The following is a 16,323-nucleotide window of genomic DNA, read 5'->3' on the forward strand; positions in this document are numbered from 1 at the left end:
GTCGCGACGCCCATATCGCGGATGCCGACCGAGTTCTGGCTCGCGATCGTGAGGGTGCCGCGGCATCCGTCGCCCTCCCGCATCGGGCCTGGCCCCTAGCCGGACGTCGACACGTACGACAGCAGCGCGTGCGACGGGCTCAGATGGGCGAGCGCCGCAGCGCCGTCGATACCCGAGCCGTGGCTCGGTTCCAGACGCACCGTCGGGAACGCCTCGCGCACGAGTTCGCCGAAGCGCTCGCGGATCACGTCCGCACGGAAGACCCCTCCGATCGCGCACACCGCGGGCGGGTCGACATCGTCGGCTTCGGCCACGCGTCGGAGGGCCGATGTCGCCGAGACCGACAGCTCGCGAGCGGCGCGGAGGCAGATCTGCGCGGCGACCGCGTCGGTCGCGGCGAGCTCCGCCACGCCGCGCGCAAGCGACGCCACGATGAAGACCCGGTCCTCCGCCGCCTGCAGTTCGATGTAGGCGCTCTCCAGGTCGGGCCATTGCTGCGTCACGAGTCCCGTCAGCGCCGTGCGCTCGCCGCGGCCGTCGTGCGCGCGCATGACGGCGTCCAGCGCCTCGCGGCCGATCCAGTACCCGCTGCCGGCATCGCCCATGATGTTCCCCCAGCCGTCGACGCGCGCCACCCGCGTGCGCCCGACGCCGAGCGTGACGACGCCGGTGCCCGCGGCGACGACGGCTCCCGTCCCCTCGCCGAGGGCCCCGAGGAACGACGTGACCGAGTCGTGCGCGAGGATGACCCGCCGCACGTCCGCAGGGAGTCCGAGCATGCGGTGCAGGCCCGAGGCGTCGGACTCGTGCCGCGTCAGCCCGGAGACGCCGGCCGTGACGACGTCGACGGTGAGGTGCTGCTCCGCGGCGACCGCCCGCGCGACGTCGGCGAGCTGCGGCAGCAGCGGCTCGTGCGTGCGGATGCCCGGGAACAGCCGGTCCACCGGCGCCGTCGCCGGCCGTTCGACCCGCACCTTGATCGCCGTCTGTCCGGCGTCGATCGCCAGGACGACCGGCTCGCTGGTGCTCATCGCTTCGTCTCCTCGGCCCACGCGGTGTACGCGCCGCGGAGATAGTCGCCTGCGGGCTTGCCGTACGGGCAGTAGTCGTCATTCTCCGCCGCCTCGGCGGCGTCGTACAGATCCGCCGGCCAGTCCCAGAGCATGAGTCCGCCGACCCAAGGCCGGGCACGACACGCCTGCAGCATCGCCTCGTAATAGCGCAGCTGCTCCGCGCCCGACGGCTCTCCGGGCAACGCCCAGTCGTTCGGCAGATCGGGCGATCCGGTCCGGCTGGGGCACCCGGCCTCCATGAAGAAGAACGGCTTCGCGGATGCCGCGACCACGCGCTCGATCCGGTCCAGCTGCTGCTTCCACTTCGTGATCGGGTAGTAGCCGCTCGAGGAGATCACGTCCACGGCGTCCCACCAGGTGACGTGATCCTCCTGGTACTTGTCGCAGTTGTAGGTCACGAGCCCGTCGTAGACCTCGCGCACGTCCGCGATGAGCCTGCGCCAGTGCGCCTCCTGGCTGTCGGCGCGCACCATCTCGCACCCGATGCAGAGCATTTCGCATCCTTCGGCCTGCGCGAGGCGTGCCGCGTGCAGGATGAACGTCCGATACGAGGCGAACCAGTCCGACCAGCTCGGCTCGTTCGGAACGTCCCAGTCGAAGAAGCCGATGTGCGCGCGCCACGTGCCGTCCGCGCAGTTCACGACGGGCTTGAGCACGACCTTCATGCCCAGGCTCTTGGCCTGGCGGATCGCCCAGACGATCTCGTCGTCGGTCACGGTCGGCTCCCGGTCGAACGGGATGTCGGTCGAGAACGCAGTCGCCTGTTCGGCCGCGTACGCGATCGCCGTCCACGTGACCGCGTGCTCGGCCATGCGGGCCATCGAGTCCGAAGCCGCCGGCGTCGCCCACGTCCCGCGCGTGCCGACCCAGCCCCACGTCATGCCGCAGACGGGCTCGCCGAGACGTTCGATCAGCGTCGTCATCGCACCACCAGCTGGTTGGCGGAGCGCAGGACGCTCGGGTGGGACACGGCGGGCGCCTGCTGAGGGTGCAGGCCCCGGACGAGGATCGTGGTCTGCTCGCCCGGGAGGAGCGTGACGAGTCCCTCTGCCGCGACGGCGTCCGGCGCGACCTTGTCGACCAGCAGCGTGAGGTCGCGCACCAGGTTGCCGGCGGTCAGGGTGATCTCCGCTCCCTCCGGATGCTCGCGGACCTCGACGGACACACGGGGAGCCTCGAGGGCGGAATCGCGCGGCTCGCCGAAGAACCACACCCCGCGAACGCCGTCGAGCTCGGCGGTGACCAGCTCGGACGTCGTGTCGCCGGGGGCGGCGGTATCCGCCGGCACCGGAACCTCGACGCGTCCGCGCGCGGCCACGTCCACCGCGATCAGGCTCTGGGCGAGCACGTCCCCGGCGTAGGAGCGGCGGGCGATCCGCACCTCACCGGACCAGGCGTCGGGCCGTTCGTTCGTGACGATCACGGCGAGCCCGGCATCCCGCGGCTGGATCACGACGCTCCGCGGCGCGAACGCATTCCGCAGTGCGTAGAAGAGCGGCTTCGGCCGTTCTTCGCCGTCGATGGCGGCCCACGAGGTGACCGGCCAGCAGTCGTTCAGCTGCCAGACGATCGCCCCCATCGTGTGCGGGGCGTGGGTGCGGAAGTGGTCCAGCGCCGCCGATACGGCGTTCGCCTGATTCAGCTGCATCGCCCAGTGCCACGTCTCCATGTCGTCGGGGACGCGATAGTGGGGGAGGAGGCCGTTCGTGAGCTTGACGTTGCCCTCCATGGCCTTCTGATGCACGATCATGCCCGGCGACTCGGGGGTGAGCGGGTCGTCGTCCAGCGACGAGGTGAGCGTCGACCACGTGGGCGGACCCTGCCAGCCGAACTCCGCGACGAAGCGCGGGGTGTGGTCGCGATAGGTGATCCAGTCCTGCCGGTTCCACTGCTCCCACAGGTGCATCGACCCGTGCTGCTCATCGTTCGGGTGCTCGCCGCCGGGGCTGAACGGGCTGCCCGGCGCGTACGGCACGTGCGGGGCGAGCTCGGTGATCAGCGCGGGGAAGAGCTCGTAGTAGTAGTACGCGCCCCACGTCCGCCCGTCCAGGCGCGCCTTCCATCCCCAGTCCTCGAAGCCCCACAGGTTCTCGTTGTTGCCCGTGAGGAGCACGAGGGAGGGGTGCGCGGCCAGCCGCACGATGTTCTCCCCGGCCTCCGCTGCGATCTCCGAGCGGAGGGGCTCCTCCTCGGGATAGGCCGCGCACGCGAACAGGAAGTCCTGCCACGCGAGCAGGCCGAGCTCGTCGCACAGCTCGTAGAAGTCGTCGGACTCGTAGATGCCGCCGCCCCACACCCGGATGAGGTTGAGGTTCGCATCGACCGCCTGACGCAGGCGCCGCTCGTAGCGCGCGCGGTCCACGCGCACCGGGAGGGCGTCGTCCGGGATCCAGTTCGCGCCCTTCACGAACACCGGGACGTCGTTGACGACGAGCGTGAAGGGCGTGCCCGTCTCGTCGGGCGTCGTGTCCCACCGGACGGTGCGGAAGCCGACCCGCTTGTCGCTGCGGTCGAGTTCGCCGTCGCCGCCGGACAGGGTCACCGTGATGTCGGTGAGCGGCTGCGCGCCGTATCCCACCGGCCACCAGCGCTCCACGTCCGCGAGGTCGAGCACGACCTGCACGCTGTCGCCGTCGACGGATGCCGCCGCCTCGGCGCCTGCGGCCGACACGGCGACCGAGAGGGCGGCATCCGCTGCGCGTTCGAGGCGGGCGTCGACGGTGACGCGTCCGCCGTCGCCCTCGGGTGCAGCGCTCACGCGCACCTCGGCGAGCCGCGCGACGGACCACGACTCGAGTCGCACTCCGCGCCACAGCCCGCTCGTGAACGTCGCGATGCCCCAGTCCCAGCCGAAGTTGCAGGCCGATTTGCGGATCGCCTCGTAGGGGAGGGGGTAGGGCCGCGGGCGAGCGCCCAGACGCAGCGACTCGGCGTTGGCGTACGGGACGGGGGCGCGGAAGCGCACCTCGAGTTCGTTCGCGCCCTCGCGCAGGACCGTCCGCACGTCGTACCGGTAGGAGCGGTGCTGGTTCGCCACCTCGCCGAGCACCTGGCCGTTCAGGATGATCGTGGCCACGGTGTCGACGCCGTCGAAGACGAGGTCATGCCGCTGTTCGCCATCGGGCGCCCAGGCGAACGTCGCGCGGTAGGTCCAGTCCACGAGGCCGATCCACGCCAGGAGCGCCTCGTTCACGCCGTGGTACGGATCGGGGATCAGGCCGGCCGTCAGCAGGTCGGTGTGCACGCATCCCGGGACCTGCGCGGGAACCCCGTCGATCTCGAGGCCTGCGGGCACGGGGCCGCCGGCGGCGTGCAGGGTCCACCCGTCGTGCAGCGCACGTGCCCGGGTCACTTGACGGCTCCCGCGGTCAGGCCCCGGTAGATGAAGCGCTGCAGCGCGACGAACGCGACGAGCGTGGGGATGATCACCAGGATCGTGCCCGCCGCGATGATCTCCCAGTGAGCACCGAAGGGTCCCTTGAAGCGGAACAGCGATGTGGAGATCATCTCGTGCGAAGGCAGATAGAGGAAGGGCATGTAGAACTCGTTGTAGATGGCGATTCCCTTGATGATGACGACCGTCGCGATCGCGGGCTTGAGCAGCGGCAGGATGACCCGCCAGTAGATCGTCCACCGGTTCGCGCCGTCGATCATCGCGGCCTCGTCGAGGGAGACCGGGATGGACTGCATGAACTGGATGAAGATGTAGATCGAGATGATGTCGGTGCCCATGAACAGCAGCACGAGGGCCGCCATGTTGTCGTAGAGCCCCAGTCCGTTGATGATCTGGAACGTCGCCACCTGGCTCGTGACCCCGGGGATGAGCGTGGCGATCAGGAACAGCGCGACGATGAGCTTCTTGCCGCGGAACGAGAAGCGATCCAGCGCGTATGCGGCCATCGTGCCGATCGCGATCGTGCCGACGAGGGAGAACACCAGCACGATCGTGGTGTTGATGAATCCCTCGACCATGCCGCCCTTCTCGAAGGCGGTCACGTAGTTCTCGAGGTTGAACCAGTTCGACGGGGGCGCGAAGGGCCCGGTCTGCCCGAACTCCTGCGGCGTCTTGAAGCTCGCGATGAACACGACGCTCAGCGGGATGAGCGTGAACAGGACGCCGATCACGAGGGAGACGTACTTCGTCGTGGTCCCCGCAACGCGACGGGTCGCAATGACCGCATCGCTGGCATCGCGGCGGCGGCGCGGCGGTCCGAGGGTGAATCCGCTCCGGTTGTCCGGCGGCGTGTGCACGGCGGTCATGACAGGTCGACCTTCTCGTCGGGGAAGAGTTTGCGCTGGACCCAGGTGACCAGCAGGACGATGAGCAGGAGCACGACGGCCATCGCGGAAGCGAGCCCCACCTGGCGGAAGTTGAACGCGGTCTGCAGGGTCTGGATCACGAATGTGGAGGTGCCGTTGGCGCCGCCGGTCATGATGAAGGGGATCTCGAACACCGACAGACTGCCCGCGACGGCGAGGATGAACGTCAGTCCGATGATGCGGCGGATGCCGGGGAAGGTCAGCGCCCAGAACTGCTGCCACTTGCTCGCTCCGTCGATCTCGGCCGCTTCGTAGAACTCGGACGGGATGGACTGCATCGCGCCGAGGAACAGCACGAAGTTCATGCCGGTGTACCGCCACACGCTCGTTCCGGCGAGCGAGAAATTGGCGATGTTCGGATCGCCGAGCCACTGCGGCGGGTCAGTGAGACCGAACCAGCTCAGCACGGTGTCCAGCGACCCGCCGGGCTGGAAGAGGTAGAGGAAGACGAACCCGATCGCGACGCCGTTGATCAGGTACGGGAAGAACAGCACACCGCGGAAGAAGTTGGAGAAACGGGTCGAGCTGGACAACAGGGCGGCGAAGTACAGGGCGATCGCCATCTGCACGAAGGCGCCCGCGAAGTAGTACAGCGAGACGAAGAAGACCCCGAAGATCTGCGGGTTCGTGAAGACGTCCGTGTAGTTCTCGAGTCCGATGAAGTTCTTGTCGAGATCCAGTCCGTCCCAGTCGGTGACGGAATACCAGAGCATGTTCGCGGCCGGGAGGTACGTCAGCAGGAGCAGGAGCCCGACCGCGGCCGCGATGAAGAGGTATGGGGTCAGCTGGCCGAGGAATCCACGCCCGGCGGGGGCACCGGCGGCGCCCGCCGGGCGCTTGCGACGCCGGCGGCGACGGGGGCGATCGGAGTCGGTGATCTCGTCGAGGTCGAGTTCGTCGGGGGTGACGGTGACGAGGGGGCCGGGGGCCCCGGTGCCGGTGGGGCCGGCGGTGGAGAAAGACATGGTGCGTCCGTTCGACGGGCACCGGCCGGGACGCTGCGCGCCCCGGCCGGTGCGACGGTGTCGGGGGTCAGCCCACCTCGGCGCGGGCTTCGGCCCAGCGGGTGTTCAGCTCGTCGAAGTACGACTGCTTGTCGCCGTCCGCGGCGCCGCGGGCGATGTCGATGAGCTTCTGGCGGTAGAGGTTGCCCCACACGTCGATCTGCGCGGTGTCGGCGATGTTCGTGAACAGCGCCTCCTGGCCGGTCGGCGCGGCGTTCAGCTCGATGAGCTCGACGCCGGCATCCGAGAGACCGGTGAGGTTCTCCGGAAGCGGCTCGGCCAGCAGGGAGGAGACCATGCCCTGGTCCTGCGTGAAGCCGGAGTCCTCGATCAGGAAGTCGATCCAGGCCTTCGCGGCCGCCTTGACCGAGGAGTTCTTGTTGATGCCGAGGTTGTAGTCGCCGCCGACCATCGCGAACTGCGTGCCGTCCGCGACCGCGGGGAAGGTCATGTAGCCGACGACCGAGGGGTCCTCGCCGTTGTCGGACGCCGCGGCCTGCAGCTGCGAGATGGCCCACGAGCCGAGCGCCATCGTGGCGATCTTCCCGGTCGCGAAGTCGACCTTGGACTGCTCCCAGTTCGTGGTGAGCGGATCGGCCTCGGTGTAGCCGGCCTCGACGGTGTCGTAGATCAGGGAGTCGATCGCGAAGATGTCCTCGCCATCGGTCCACGGCGCGTCCTCCGTGGCCATCGCGTTCATGGCGTCGGGATCGCCCGTGACGGCGCCGATGTTGCCGGACCACTGGCTCAGCGGCCAGCCGTCCTTGTAGTTCGTGTAGAGCGGTATCGCGTCGGTGTTGTCCTGGACCTTCTTCATCGCCGCGAGCCACTCTTCCTCCGTGGTCGGGGGAGTGGTGACACCGGCCTCCTCGAAGACCGCGGTGTTGTAGACGATGCCGTTCGCGTTCCCGCCGAGGGCCAGGCCGTACTGCGTGTCCTCGTAGCTCTTCGCCGCGAGGAAGCGGTAGTCCGCCTGAAGGTCGGCCGTCTTGCCCAGCGGCTCGAAGAAATCGGCGAACTGGTCGGGCTGCACGCTGTTCGGGATGCCGAGCACATCGCCATAGTTCTTCGTCGACAAGCGCGTCTTCAGCTCGCCCTCGTAGTCGGTGATGCCCTCGAACGTGACGTTCGCGTCGGGGTACTTCGCGTGGAACTCCTCGGCGTACTTGTCGAACGTGCCGTCCTGGACGAGATCGGTGCGCCAGGTCACGAAGACGACGTCGCCCTTGACCTCGCCGTCGATCGTGTTGTCGGCATCGCTCGCGCCGGATCCGCCCGCGCACGCGCTCACCGCGACGGCGGTGACGGCGAGCAGTGCGAAGCCCGCCAGTTTCTTGATGGCCATGTGATCTCTCCTTGTCAGGTTCAGCTGTGAACTGAAGGTGCGGGTGCCGCGGCGTCGTCGCGCGGAGTTGGTCGCGGGGCCACCCTAGGCACATCGTCACTTGCTTCACAAGCACCCAATGTCAGCGTTGTCTTTCCTTGTCCTTTCCGCATTGCTGGTCAATAAACAGCTTCTGATCTGGTATTAAGCAATGGTCGGGAGATCAGCACTCGCATGAATGTCCGTGGAATGTCCATCGTGGTCATCGGCCCCTGGCGGTGCTAGGCTGACGCTCATCCGACGAAGGGTCAGCAGGTGACGGTGCAGCAGCGGGCGACGCTCGAGGACGTCGCACGGCTCGCCGGCGTCAGCTCGAAGACCGTTTCGCGTGTCTTCGCGTCCCGCGAGCTCGTCGCTCCGGACACCGTCGAGCGCGTGCTCGCGGCGGCCAAGCGACTGCGCTTCCGACCCAATTCGCTCGCTCGCGGTCTGCGCCGCGGCGGCGGGACGAACACGATCGGGTTCATCATGGGCGAGCTCGGCAACCCGTTCTACTACAAGGTCGCCGCCGGCATCGAGAAGGAGCTGGCGGCCCACGGTCACGCGCTCGTCGTCGCGACGACCGACGACACCCCTGAGGGCGAGGAGCGTGTCGCCGATGCGCTCCTCGCGCAGCGGATCGGTGCGCTGCTGCTCATTCCGGTGGCCGAAGACCAGTCCTACCTCGAAGGGGAACGGCAGCTGGGTACGCCCGTGATCGCGATCGACCGTCCGGCCCGCAACCTCGTGGCCGACTCGATCGTGCTGGAGAACCACCGAGGCGTGTTCGAGGCCACGACCCGCCTCCTCGAGCGCGGGCACCGCCGGATCGGCTACGTCTGCAATCCGGCATCCGTCTACAGCCAGTCCGAGCGCCTGCGCGGTTATCGTGACGCGCTCGCCGTGTACGGAATCCACGACAGCTCGCCGTGGGAGCGCCTCGAAGACGACCTGTCGATTCCGCCCGAGCGGGTCGTCGGCGAACTGCTCGCGCGCGAGTCGGCGCCGACCGCGGTCATCACGGGAAACAACCGAATGACGATCGGCGCCCTGCGGGTGCTGCGCGATCAGGATCCCGGCGCCCGCATCGCCCTGATCGGCTTCGACGACTTCGACACCGCCGACGTCATCGGGGTGAGCGTCATCAGCTACGACCCTTACGAGCTCGGGCGTCAGGCGGCGCTGGCCGCGATCGATCGCATCGGAGATCCGTCCGGGTTCACCCGGCAGCTGCAGTTGCCCACCTGGATCATCGAACGCGGCAGCGGTGAGCGTCCACTGCCCGCACCGTCACCCTGAGGAGTCCCATGCCCCGTTTCGACCTTTCCCCGGCCGAGCTCGAGACCTATGCGCCCGAGATCTCCGAGCCCGCGGATTTCGACGACTTCTGGCGCGAGACGCTCGCCGACGCGCGCGCGCACGACGAGCCGGTCCGGGTCGAGCCCGTTGCGACGCCGCTCACGAGCGCCGACGTCTTCGATGTCACCTTCCCGGGGTTCGGTGGAGACCCGATCAAGGCATGGCTGCTGCTTCCTGCGGGCTCTGCGGGACCCCTCCCGACGGTCGTCGAGTTCAACGGCTACGGCGGAGGCCGAGGGCTGCCGGTCGAGCGGCTCGGCTGGGTTTCGTCCGGCTATGCGCACCTCTTCATGGACACTCGCGGGCAGGGCTCCGCCTGGGGGACCGGTGGCGACACCCCCGACCCGCACGGCACCGGTCCGTCCTTCAGCGGCTTCATGACCCGCGGCATCGAGAGCCCCGCCGACTACTACTACCGCCGCGTCTACACCGACGCGGTGCGCGCGATCGACGCCGTCCGCACTCTCGATCGGGTGGATGCCGACCGCGTGGCGGTCTGCGGAGGCAGCCAGGGCGGCGGCATCACCCTCGCGGCCGCCGGGCTCAGCGACGGCCTCGTCGCCGCGATGCCGGACGTGCCGTTCCTGTGCCACTTCGAGCGCGCCGTCGGACTGACCGATCGCGATCCGTACCAGGAGATCGTCCGGTACCTGTCCATCCACCGCGGCGCGGAGCGGCGCGTGTTCGAGACGCTTTCGTACTTCGACGGGGCGAACTTCGCCACGCGCGCGACGGCGCCCGGTCTGTTCTCGGTGGGACTCCTGGACCCGATCTGCCCGCCGTCGACCGTGTACGCGACCTACAACCGATATGCGGGCGAGAAGCAGATCCAGGTGTATCCGTTCAACGAGCACGAGGGCGGCACGACGTATCAGTGGCTCGCCCAGGCGGCGTTCCTCGGCGCACGCGTCTGATCGGCGCGGTGTCGCCCGCTCAGTAGTGGACGGAGACCTCGGTGCCCATCGGTGCCCACTCGAAGACGTAGGCGGCGGCATCCACCGGCATGTTGATGCAGCCGTGGCTCATCACATTGCCGAAATTGTTGTGCCAGTACGCGCCGTGCAGAGCCTCGTCGCCGTTGTAGTACATGACCCACGGCACGTCGGGCGTGAAGTAGTACGGGGCCTTCGTCAGATCGCGATTGCCCATGTTCTGCGACTCGAGCTTCGCCCGGATGCGGAAGTTCCCGGTGCTGGAGCTGAAACCCTCGGCGCCGGAGGAGATGTACCAGGACTGCACGACCTGATTGTTCTCGTACAGGTAGGCCCGCTGCTCGCTGAGGTTGACGTCGATGCGGCGGGCGAGTGTCGTGATGACGGGCGCGACTTCGGTCACCGGCAGGGCGAAAGCGGCGTTGCCGTCCGCGAGCTGTGCGGCGAAATCCGAGGCGACCGAGGACGTGTCGCCGAGCTCGCGGCCGGAGATGCCCGGGGCGATCTCGCGCAGCACGTCTCCCGAGGAGTCCGTGATCACTTTGCCGTCCTCCGCGCCGCGGTTCACCAGCGGCGCCAATTCGTCCACCACGGGCTGGATCGCCGCGGCGTCCGCAGTGATCTCGAATGTGCCGTCGTCGATCGGTTCGACCGACAGCCACGAGGCGGCCACGGCGCGATCCACCGGCACGGTCCGCTCGGCCCCGACGTAGAAGCCGGCCGCGTCCAGCATGCCGTTGAGCTTCGCGATGCTCTCGTCGGCGGTCGCGGTGGTGTGCAGGGCCGGAACCTCCACCGGGGTGGCGTCGATCTCGACACGCGTCTGCCCGTCGGCGAGAGCCTTCTGCAGAGCGAGGCGCACGCTCTCCACGTCGACGCCGGTGCCCGGCACGGCGGGCGTCGCGACGAAGCTCGCCGTCGCCGCGTCGAAGGCGATCGTCGCGTCGGACGGTTCGGTGAAAAGCTCGGGTGCCGCCGCGCTGAGGGCCGCGGTCGCCGCCACGGCGTCGATCGAGACGGCCGCGCTGTTCGGATCGCTGAACCAGGAGGTCACGTTCCACATCGGGTGCTCGCCGAACGCGCGGTCGGCGAGTGCCTTCGCGTCCAGGCTCGCACCCAGCTCGGCGCCGGTGACCTCGGGCTCACCGTCGGCGCCCGCGAGCACGACCGTCGTCTCCGCGAGTCGCTGCTGCAGAGCATCCGCCGCCGCACCCGGGGTCATGCCCCCGACCGGGACGCCGGCGACGGTGGTTCCGGGCGCGATCAGCACGAGCGACGACGCCACGAGAGCGACGGCGGCGATCGCCGCCGGGATGCCGATCCACAGGCCGAGACGCCGTTTGCGCGGCGCAGGCTCGGCGGGCGCCCATGCGAGCGGGGGAGTCTCTCCGCCGCCGTCCAGAGGAGCGGTCGACTGTGAATCGGACGCCTCGACAGGCGCCGTATCGGCGTCCGGTCTGGTCACCAGATCTGTCATGCCATCACCCCCCGGCTGTGAACACGTGTTCTCTCATGGTACGGGAGAGCGGAACCGTACCAGGCAACGGATGCATCACGCTCCATGCAGGCAGGGCGATTCTTCGCGACCTCGGCAGGTAACGGTTTTGTAAACACCCTGAGCAAATTCGCCCGAAGGCTTGCGTCGAGAATGTTCGTAAGGTGTACTAACAAACATGTCCTCCACGGAAGCGCACCGCAGCTCGTCCCTTCTCGAGCAGCAGCCCGCCGCCAACGCGCGCGCCTTCGGCGCCGGGCGGGCTCTCCGGCACGGCGGCAAGGTCCTGCCCGAGCATGCGCGCGGGCACAACCGCTCGCTCCTGCTGCAGACGCTCTTCCATCAGGGAGCCATGAGCCGTGCCGACCTCAGCCGCGAGACCGGACTCACGCGCGTCACGATCTCGGACCTGATCGCCGAGCTCATCGCCGACGGCTTCGTCGCCGAGATGGGAGTGCGCGAAGCCTCGGGCCCCGGCAAGCCCGCGATCCTGGTCGACCTCGACCGCGCCGGCCACCGCATCGTCGGCATCGACCTGTCCGGCGCCGACTCGTTCATCGGGGCGGTCCTGACCTTCGACGGGGAGATCGTCGCGCGCCGCGAGGTCCCGATCGCGACCGACGGCGACGTCGTCGGCGGCGTCGTCCAGCTCGCCCGTGATCTCGTCGCCGACGCGGACGCCCCGGTGCTCGGGGTCGGCGTCGGCACCCCCGGAGTCATCGACGACCACGGCGTGATTCTCACCGCCCCCAATCTGCGGTGGGCCGGCTTCGACCTCCAGGGCGCGCTCGCCCGCGCCCTGGAGGTGCCCGTCCTCGTCGCGAACGACGCGAACGCCGCCGTCCTCGCCGAGTACACCTTCGGCGGCGCCGGGGACGACGTCCTGCTGGTCAAGGTCGGCCGCGGTGTCGGCTCGGGTCTGCTCGCCTCCGGGCAGCCCATGCGCGGTGCGCACTTCGCCGCGGGCGAGATCGGCCATGTCACGGTCGGCACGGACGGTGGCCCGGTGTGCGTGTGCGGAAAAGTCGGATGCCTCGAGGCGTGGCTCGCCGTGCCGGCGCTGACCGAGCGACTCGGTGCGGCATCCGACGACGCCCGCGAGGGCATCCTGCGCGACGCGGGCGAGCGTCTCGGCATCGCCCTCGCGCCGATCGTCGGCGTGCTGGACGTCTCGGAGATCGTGCTCTCCGGCCCCCCTGAACTTCTCGATGGACCCCTCGCCCAGGCGACCGTCGAGACCCTCCGCGCACGGACGCTCGCCGAGTTCCACGACGGCGTCCGCGTGCGGATGACGGAGCAAGGCCAGGACATCGTCCTGCGCGGAGCGGCCGTCATGGTCCTGTCCGGTCAGCTCGGGGTCTCCTGAGCTCGGTCGGCGATCGCAACCCCCCGGATGGGCCACCCGGCCCACCGAAACACCAAGAAGAACACGAAGGAAGACACATGAACCACAAGCTCGGAGCCCTCGCGCTCGTCGGCGCTTCGGCCGTCGTCCTCGCCGGCTGCGCCGGTGGCAGCGGGAGCGCGCCCAGCGAGGCGGCGACCGGCGACCTGACGGTGTGGCTCGTCGGCGCCGACACGCCCCAGACGGCGCGCGACTACCTCAAGGAGACGTTCGAGTCCGAGAACGACGGGTGGACCCTCACTGTCGAGGAGAAGACCTGGGCGGACGTCTCGGACACGTACACTGCGGCGCTGTCCTCCAACGACTCGCCCGACGTCGTCGAGGTGGGCAACACCCAGGCGCTCGGCTTCGCCGACGCGGGGCTGTTCCTGGACATCTCCGACATCCAGGACAAGATCGGCGGCGATGACCTGCTGTCGGGTCTGGTGGATGCCGGCACCTACGATGGTGCACTCTACGCCGCTCCGTACTACGCGGGCGGGCGCATCGTCTTCTACACCCCGCAGATCGTCGGTGACACGCTGCCGACCACACTCGACGAGTACGTCGCCCAGGGCATCGCGCTGAAGACGGACACCGTCTCGGGCATCTACGCGCCGGGCAAGGACTGGTACAACGCGCTGCCCTACGTCTGGGCGCACGGCGGCGAGATCGCCGTCCAGGACGGTGACACGTGGGACGCGCAGTTCTCCAGCAAGGAGAGCCTGGCGGGCCTCGAGCAGCTGCAGGACGTTTACCTGAACGCGTCGGTCGCACCCGTGGACGGCAACGAGCGTCTCGGCAACATCGACTTCTGCGCCGGGGAGGTCGGCTTCCTCTCCAGCCCTGCGTGGGCGGCCGGCAACATCACGGGCGACTGGCCTTGGGGCGATGAGGCCGCGGGCGAAGAGGTCTCGGAGGGCTGCCCCGACACGTACGGGTCCGACCTCGGCGCCTTCGCGCTGCCCGGCATGAAGGCCGGTGAGACCGCGCCGATCTTCGCGGGCGGCTCGAACGTCGCCGTCGCGACGAAGTCCGACTCACCGGAGAAGGCCAAGGCCGCGCTCGAGATCATGCTCTCGGAGGGCTACCAGAAGCTCCTCGCCGAGCAGGGGCTGACCCCGGGCATCAAGTCGGCGGCGCAGTACCTGCCCGACACCCCGATCGCCAAGGCGCAGGCCGAGGCGCTCGCGAACTCGAAGTTCACCCCGACGAGCCCGAAGTGGGCCGAGGTCGAAGCCGCGCAGATCATCCCCGACGCACTGGTGAAGATCGCGCAGGGTGGTGACGTGAAGGCGATCGCCGAAGAGCTCGACACCGCCATCGAGGCGATCCTCAACAAGTAGTACACCTGGAGGGGTCCAGGTGCACTGCCTGGACCCCTCCGGCCTGCCCGCCGTCGGCATCCGCCGATTGCCCATCATCTTCCCTGGAGAGGAGACGACATGAGCGAGACCGCCACCGCGGAACGGTCGAAGGCGACCGCCGCCGGGCGTCCGCCCGTCTCACGCGAACGAGTACGAGCCCGCCGCGAAGCACGCGGCGCGTGGGTGCTGCTCGGGCCGTCGCTGATCATCCTCGGCGTCATGGTCGCGTACCCCGCCGTCCTCATGGTCATCCAGTCCTTCACGGACTACACCGTGAAGAACAAGGTGCTCGGCACGACCCCGAACGTCGTGTGGTTCGAGAACTACATCGCGCTGTTCTCGGAATCGGACTTCCCGGCCGTGCTCATGCGCAGCCTCGGCCTCATGGTCGTCCTCACGTTCCTGAACATGCTGTTCGGCATCCTGGTCGCCGTTCTGATGACGCGGCTGGGCCGCGCCTGGCGCATCGTGGTCTCCGTCGGCCTGCTCCTCGCGTGGGCGATGCCGCCCCTGACCGCGACCGTCGTCTGGGGCTGGATCTTCGACACGCAGTACGGCGTCGTCAACTGGGCCTTGAACGCGGTCACGGGTACGTCGGATTGGACGAATCACTCCTGGCTGCTCAACCCCTGGTCGTTCTTCTTCGTGCTGACGATCATCATCGTCTGGCAGTCCGTCCCGTTCGTCGCGTTCACCACGTACGCGGCGCTCGGTCAGGTGCCGGGCGAAGTCCTCGAGGCGGCATCCCTCGACGGCGCGACCGGCCTGAAGCGCTTCGGATTCGTCGTGTTCCCTTATCTGCGCAGTGTTCTCACGGTCGTCCTGGTCCTGCAGATCATCTGGAACCTGCGCATCTTCACGCAGGTGTACGCCCTGCAGAGCCGCGGCGGCATCGCCGCCGAGACGAACGTCCTCGGCACGTACCTGTTCCGGCAGGGCGTCGGCGAATTCGGCGCGACGGCCGCGATCGGCGTCGTCATGGTCATCCTGCTGCTCACGCTCTCGTGGGGGTACGTCCGCAGCACGCTCAAGGAGGAGGAGCTGTGAGCACCCAGATCAACGCGAGCACCCAGCTCGGCACGATCGGCGTGGAGGAGGTCCTCGGCGAGGGCGGCGAGCCGCGCACGCCGCGGCGCCGGTCGATCCAGGCCCGACGCCCCTCCCCGCGCAAGGTCGCGACGAGGACCCTCCTGAACATCGCCGCGGCGATCGTGTTCGCGCTCTCGGTGTTCCCGGTCTACTGGATGGTGAACCTCTCGTTCACCCCGAACGACAAGATCATCAGCCGCACGCCCAGCTTCCTGCCGCTGGACTTCACGTTCGGCAACTACCTGACCGCGTGGAACCGCGAGGCCGCCCCCGGTCAGACCGATTTCCCCCACGCGCTGGGCGCCACGATGACCGTCACGTTCGGCGTGCTGATCGCGACCCTGCTGTTCGCGTTCCTCGCCTCCGTCGCGGTCGCCCGCTTCCGCTTCCGGGGCCGCCGCGTGTTCATCGTCTCGGTGCTCGTGGTCCAGATGATCCCGGGCGAGGCCATGATGTTCACGATCTACGGGATGATCGACGACTGGCGTCTGATGAACACCCTCCTCGGGCTCGGCATCGTGTACCTGGCCGCGGTGATCCCCTTCACGATCTGGACGCTGCGCGGCTTCGTCGCGGGGGTCCCCGCCGACCTCGAGGAGGCGGCCATGATCGACGGGTGCACCAAGTCTCAGGCCTTCTGGAAGGTCACCTTCCCGCTCCTGGCCCCGGGGCTCGTCGCGACGGGCATCTTCGCCTTCATCCAGGCGTGGAACGAGTTCACGATGGCGCTGCTGCTGATGAAGGGCTACAACCTGACCCTCATGCCGTGGCTCAACGCCTTCCAGTCCTCGTCGGTGGGCGGCTCGGTCAACTGGGGAGCGGTGATGGCGGGCTCCACCCTCATCGCCCTGCCGGTCATCATCTTCTTCCTCATCGTCCAGGGACGCATGACCGGGGGCCTGGTGGCCGGGGCGGTCAAGGGCTGATGCGCGTGCGG

13 protein-coding genes are annotated in these 16,323 nt (G+C 68.7%); 6 read left to right on the forward strand and 7 right to left on the reverse strand.

What is annotated here, in order from left to right; all coding sequences use genetic code 11:
- Window positions 1–95: 95 nt before the first annotated feature.
- The 6 genes from AB0P18_RS10490 to AB0P18_RS10515 form a co-directional block, all read right to left on the reverse strand.
- On the reverse strand, window positions 96–1,031 hold the full coding sequence (locus tag AB0P18_RS10490; RefSeq protein WP_363359966.1) for a BadF/BadG/BcrA/BcrD ATPase family protein: 936 nt from the start codon (window positions 1,029–1,031) through the stop codon (window positions 96–98).
- Window positions 1,028–1,996 (reverse strand): 1,4-beta-xylanase, encoded by a 969-nt coding sequence (locus AB0P18_RS10495; RefSeq protein ID WP_363359967.1) that lies wholly within the window; start codon window positions 1,994–1,996, stop codon window positions 1,028–1,030. Before AB0P18_RS10495 ends, AB0P18_RS10490 begins: the two co-directional genes overlap by 4 nt.
- Window positions 1,993–4,425, reverse strand: a complete 2,433-nt coding sequence (locus AB0P18_RS10500) for a glycoside hydrolase family 2 protein (protein WP_363359968.1) — start codon at window positions 4,423–4,425, stop codon at window positions 1,993–1,995. The genes AB0P18_RS10495 and AB0P18_RS10500 overlap by 4 nt, the downstream gene beginning before the upstream one ends.
- Window positions 4,422–5,333 carry a carbohydrate ABC transporter permease gene (locus AB0P18_RS10505; protein WP_363359969.1) on the reverse strand — a complete coding sequence of 304 codons (912 nt, stop codon included), beginning with the start codon at window positions 5,331–5,333 and terminating at the stop codon, window positions 4,422–4,424. Before AB0P18_RS10505 ends, AB0P18_RS10500 begins: the two co-directional genes overlap by 4 nt.
- Window positions 5,330–6,358 carry a sugar ABC transporter permease gene (locus AB0P18_RS10510; RefSeq protein ID WP_363359970.1) on the reverse strand — a complete coding sequence of 343 codons (1,029 nt, stop codon included), beginning with the start codon at window positions 6,356–6,358 and terminating at the stop codon, window positions 5,330–5,332. The genes AB0P18_RS10505 and AB0P18_RS10510 overlap by 4 nt, the downstream gene beginning before the upstream one ends.
- A 67-nt stretch (window positions 6,359–6,425) precedes the next feature.
- A complete protein-coding gene (locus AB0P18_RS10515) occupies window positions 6,426–7,742 on the reverse strand; it encodes an ABC transporter substrate-binding protein (protein WP_363359971.1) in 1,317 nt (438 codons plus the stop codon).
- A gap of 294 nt (window positions 7,743–8,036) precedes the next feature.
- On the opposite strand from AB0P18_RS10515, the gene AB0P18_RS10520 reads away from it, so the two are divergent.
- On the forward strand, window positions 8,037–9,059 hold the full coding sequence (locus AB0P18_RS10520; protein WP_344052160.1) for a LacI family DNA-binding transcriptional regulator: 1,023 nt from the start codon (window positions 8,037–8,039) through the stop codon (window positions 9,057–9,059).
- A gap of 8 nt (window positions 9,060–9,067) precedes the next feature.
- Entirely contained in the window at window positions 9,068–10,033 is a 966-nt protein-coding gene (locus AB0P18_RS10525; protein WP_363359972.1) for an acetylxylan esterase, read from the forward strand.
- 19 nt (window positions 10,034–10,052) lie between these two features.
- Here AB0P18_RS10525 and AB0P18_RS10530 read toward each other — a convergent pair whose 3' ends face one another.
- Window positions 10,053–11,528, reverse strand: coding sequence for a L,D-transpeptidase family protein (locus AB0P18_RS10530; RefSeq protein WP_363359973.1), 1,476 nt, complete (start codon window positions 11,526–11,528; stop codon window positions 10,053–10,055).
- A 196-nt stretch (window positions 11,529–11,724) separates the two neighbouring features.
- Between AB0P18_RS10530 and AB0P18_RS10535 the strand changes: the two genes are divergently transcribed.
- The 4 genes from AB0P18_RS10535 (at window position 11,725) to AB0P18_RS10550 (ending at window position 16,312) form a co-directional block, all read left to right on the forward strand.
- Window positions 11,725–12,912 carry an ROK family transcriptional regulator gene (locus AB0P18_RS10535; protein ID WP_363359974.1) on the forward strand — a complete coding sequence of 396 codons (1,188 nt, stop codon included), beginning with the start codon at window positions 11,725–11,727 and terminating at the stop codon, window positions 12,910–12,912.
- 77 nt (window positions 12,913–12,989) lie between these two features.
- Complete coding sequence (locus AB0P18_RS10540; RefSeq protein ID WP_344052168.1) at window positions 12,990–14,276, forward strand: extracellular solute-binding protein; 1,287 nt, start codon at window positions 12,990–12,992, stop codon at window positions 14,274–14,276.
- A gap of 99 nt (window positions 14,277–14,375) precedes the next feature.
- On the forward strand, window positions 14,376–15,344 hold the full coding sequence (locus AB0P18_RS10545; RefSeq protein ID WP_344052170.1) for a sugar ABC transporter permease: 969 nt from the start codon (window positions 14,376–14,378) through the stop codon (window positions 15,342–15,344).
- Complete coding sequence (locus AB0P18_RS10550) at window positions 15,341–16,312, forward strand: carbohydrate ABC transporter permease (protein WP_344052172.1); 972 nt, start codon at window positions 15,341–15,343, stop codon at window positions 16,310–16,312. The genes AB0P18_RS10545 and AB0P18_RS10550 overlap by 4 nt, the downstream gene beginning before the upstream one ends.
- Window positions 16,313–16,323 lie beyond the last annotated feature (11 nt).

This window comes from Microbacterium sp. NPDC064584, from assembly GCF_040687315.1.
Taxonomy (GTDB): Bacteria; Actinomycetota; Actinomycetes; order Actinomycetales; family Microbacteriaceae; genus Microbacterium; species Microbacterium lacus.

Bases quoted from the DNA above. Each gene is read 5' to 3' on its own strand.
- AB0P18_RS10490 (WP_363359966.1), bottom strand. From the start codon at position 1,031: ATGAGCACCAGCGAGCCGGTCGTCCTGGCGATCGACGCCGGACAGACG.
- AB0P18_RS10495 (WP_363359967.1), bottom strand. From the start codon at position 1,996: ATGACGACGCTGATCGAACGTCTCGGCGAGCCCGTCTGCGGCATGACG.
- AB0P18_RS10505 (WP_363359969.1), bottom strand. From the start codon at position 5,333: ATGACCGCCGTGCACACGCCGCCGGACAACCGGAGCGGATTCACCCTC.
- AB0P18_RS10510 (WP_363359970.1), bottom strand. From the start codon at position 6,358: ATGTCTTTCTCCACCGCCGGCCCCACCGGCACCGGGGCCCCCGGCCCC.
- AB0P18_RS10515 (WP_363359971.1), bottom strand. From the start codon at position 7,742: ATGGCCATCAAGAAACTGGCGGGCTTCGCACTGCTCGCCGTCACCGCC.
- AB0P18_RS10525 (WP_363359972.1), top strand. From the start codon at position 9,068: ATGCCCCGTTTCGACCTTTCCCCGGCCGAGCTCGAGACCTATGCGCCC.
- AB0P18_RS10530 (WP_363359973.1), bottom strand. From the start codon at position 11,528: ATGACAGATCTGGTGACCAGACCGGACGCCGATACGGCGCCTGTCGAG.
- AB0P18_RS10535 (WP_363359974.1), top strand. From the start codon at position 11,725: ATGTCCTCCACGGAAGCGCACCGCAGCTCGTCCCTTCTCGAGCAGCAG.
- AB0P18_RS10540 (WP_344052168.1), top strand. From the start codon at position 12,990: ATGAACCACAAGCTCGGAGCCCTCGCGCTCGTCGGCGCTTCGGCCGTC.
- AB0P18_RS10545 (WP_344052170.1), top strand. From the start codon at position 14,376: ATGAGCGAGACCGCCACCGCGGAACGGTCGAAGGCGACCGCCGCCGGG.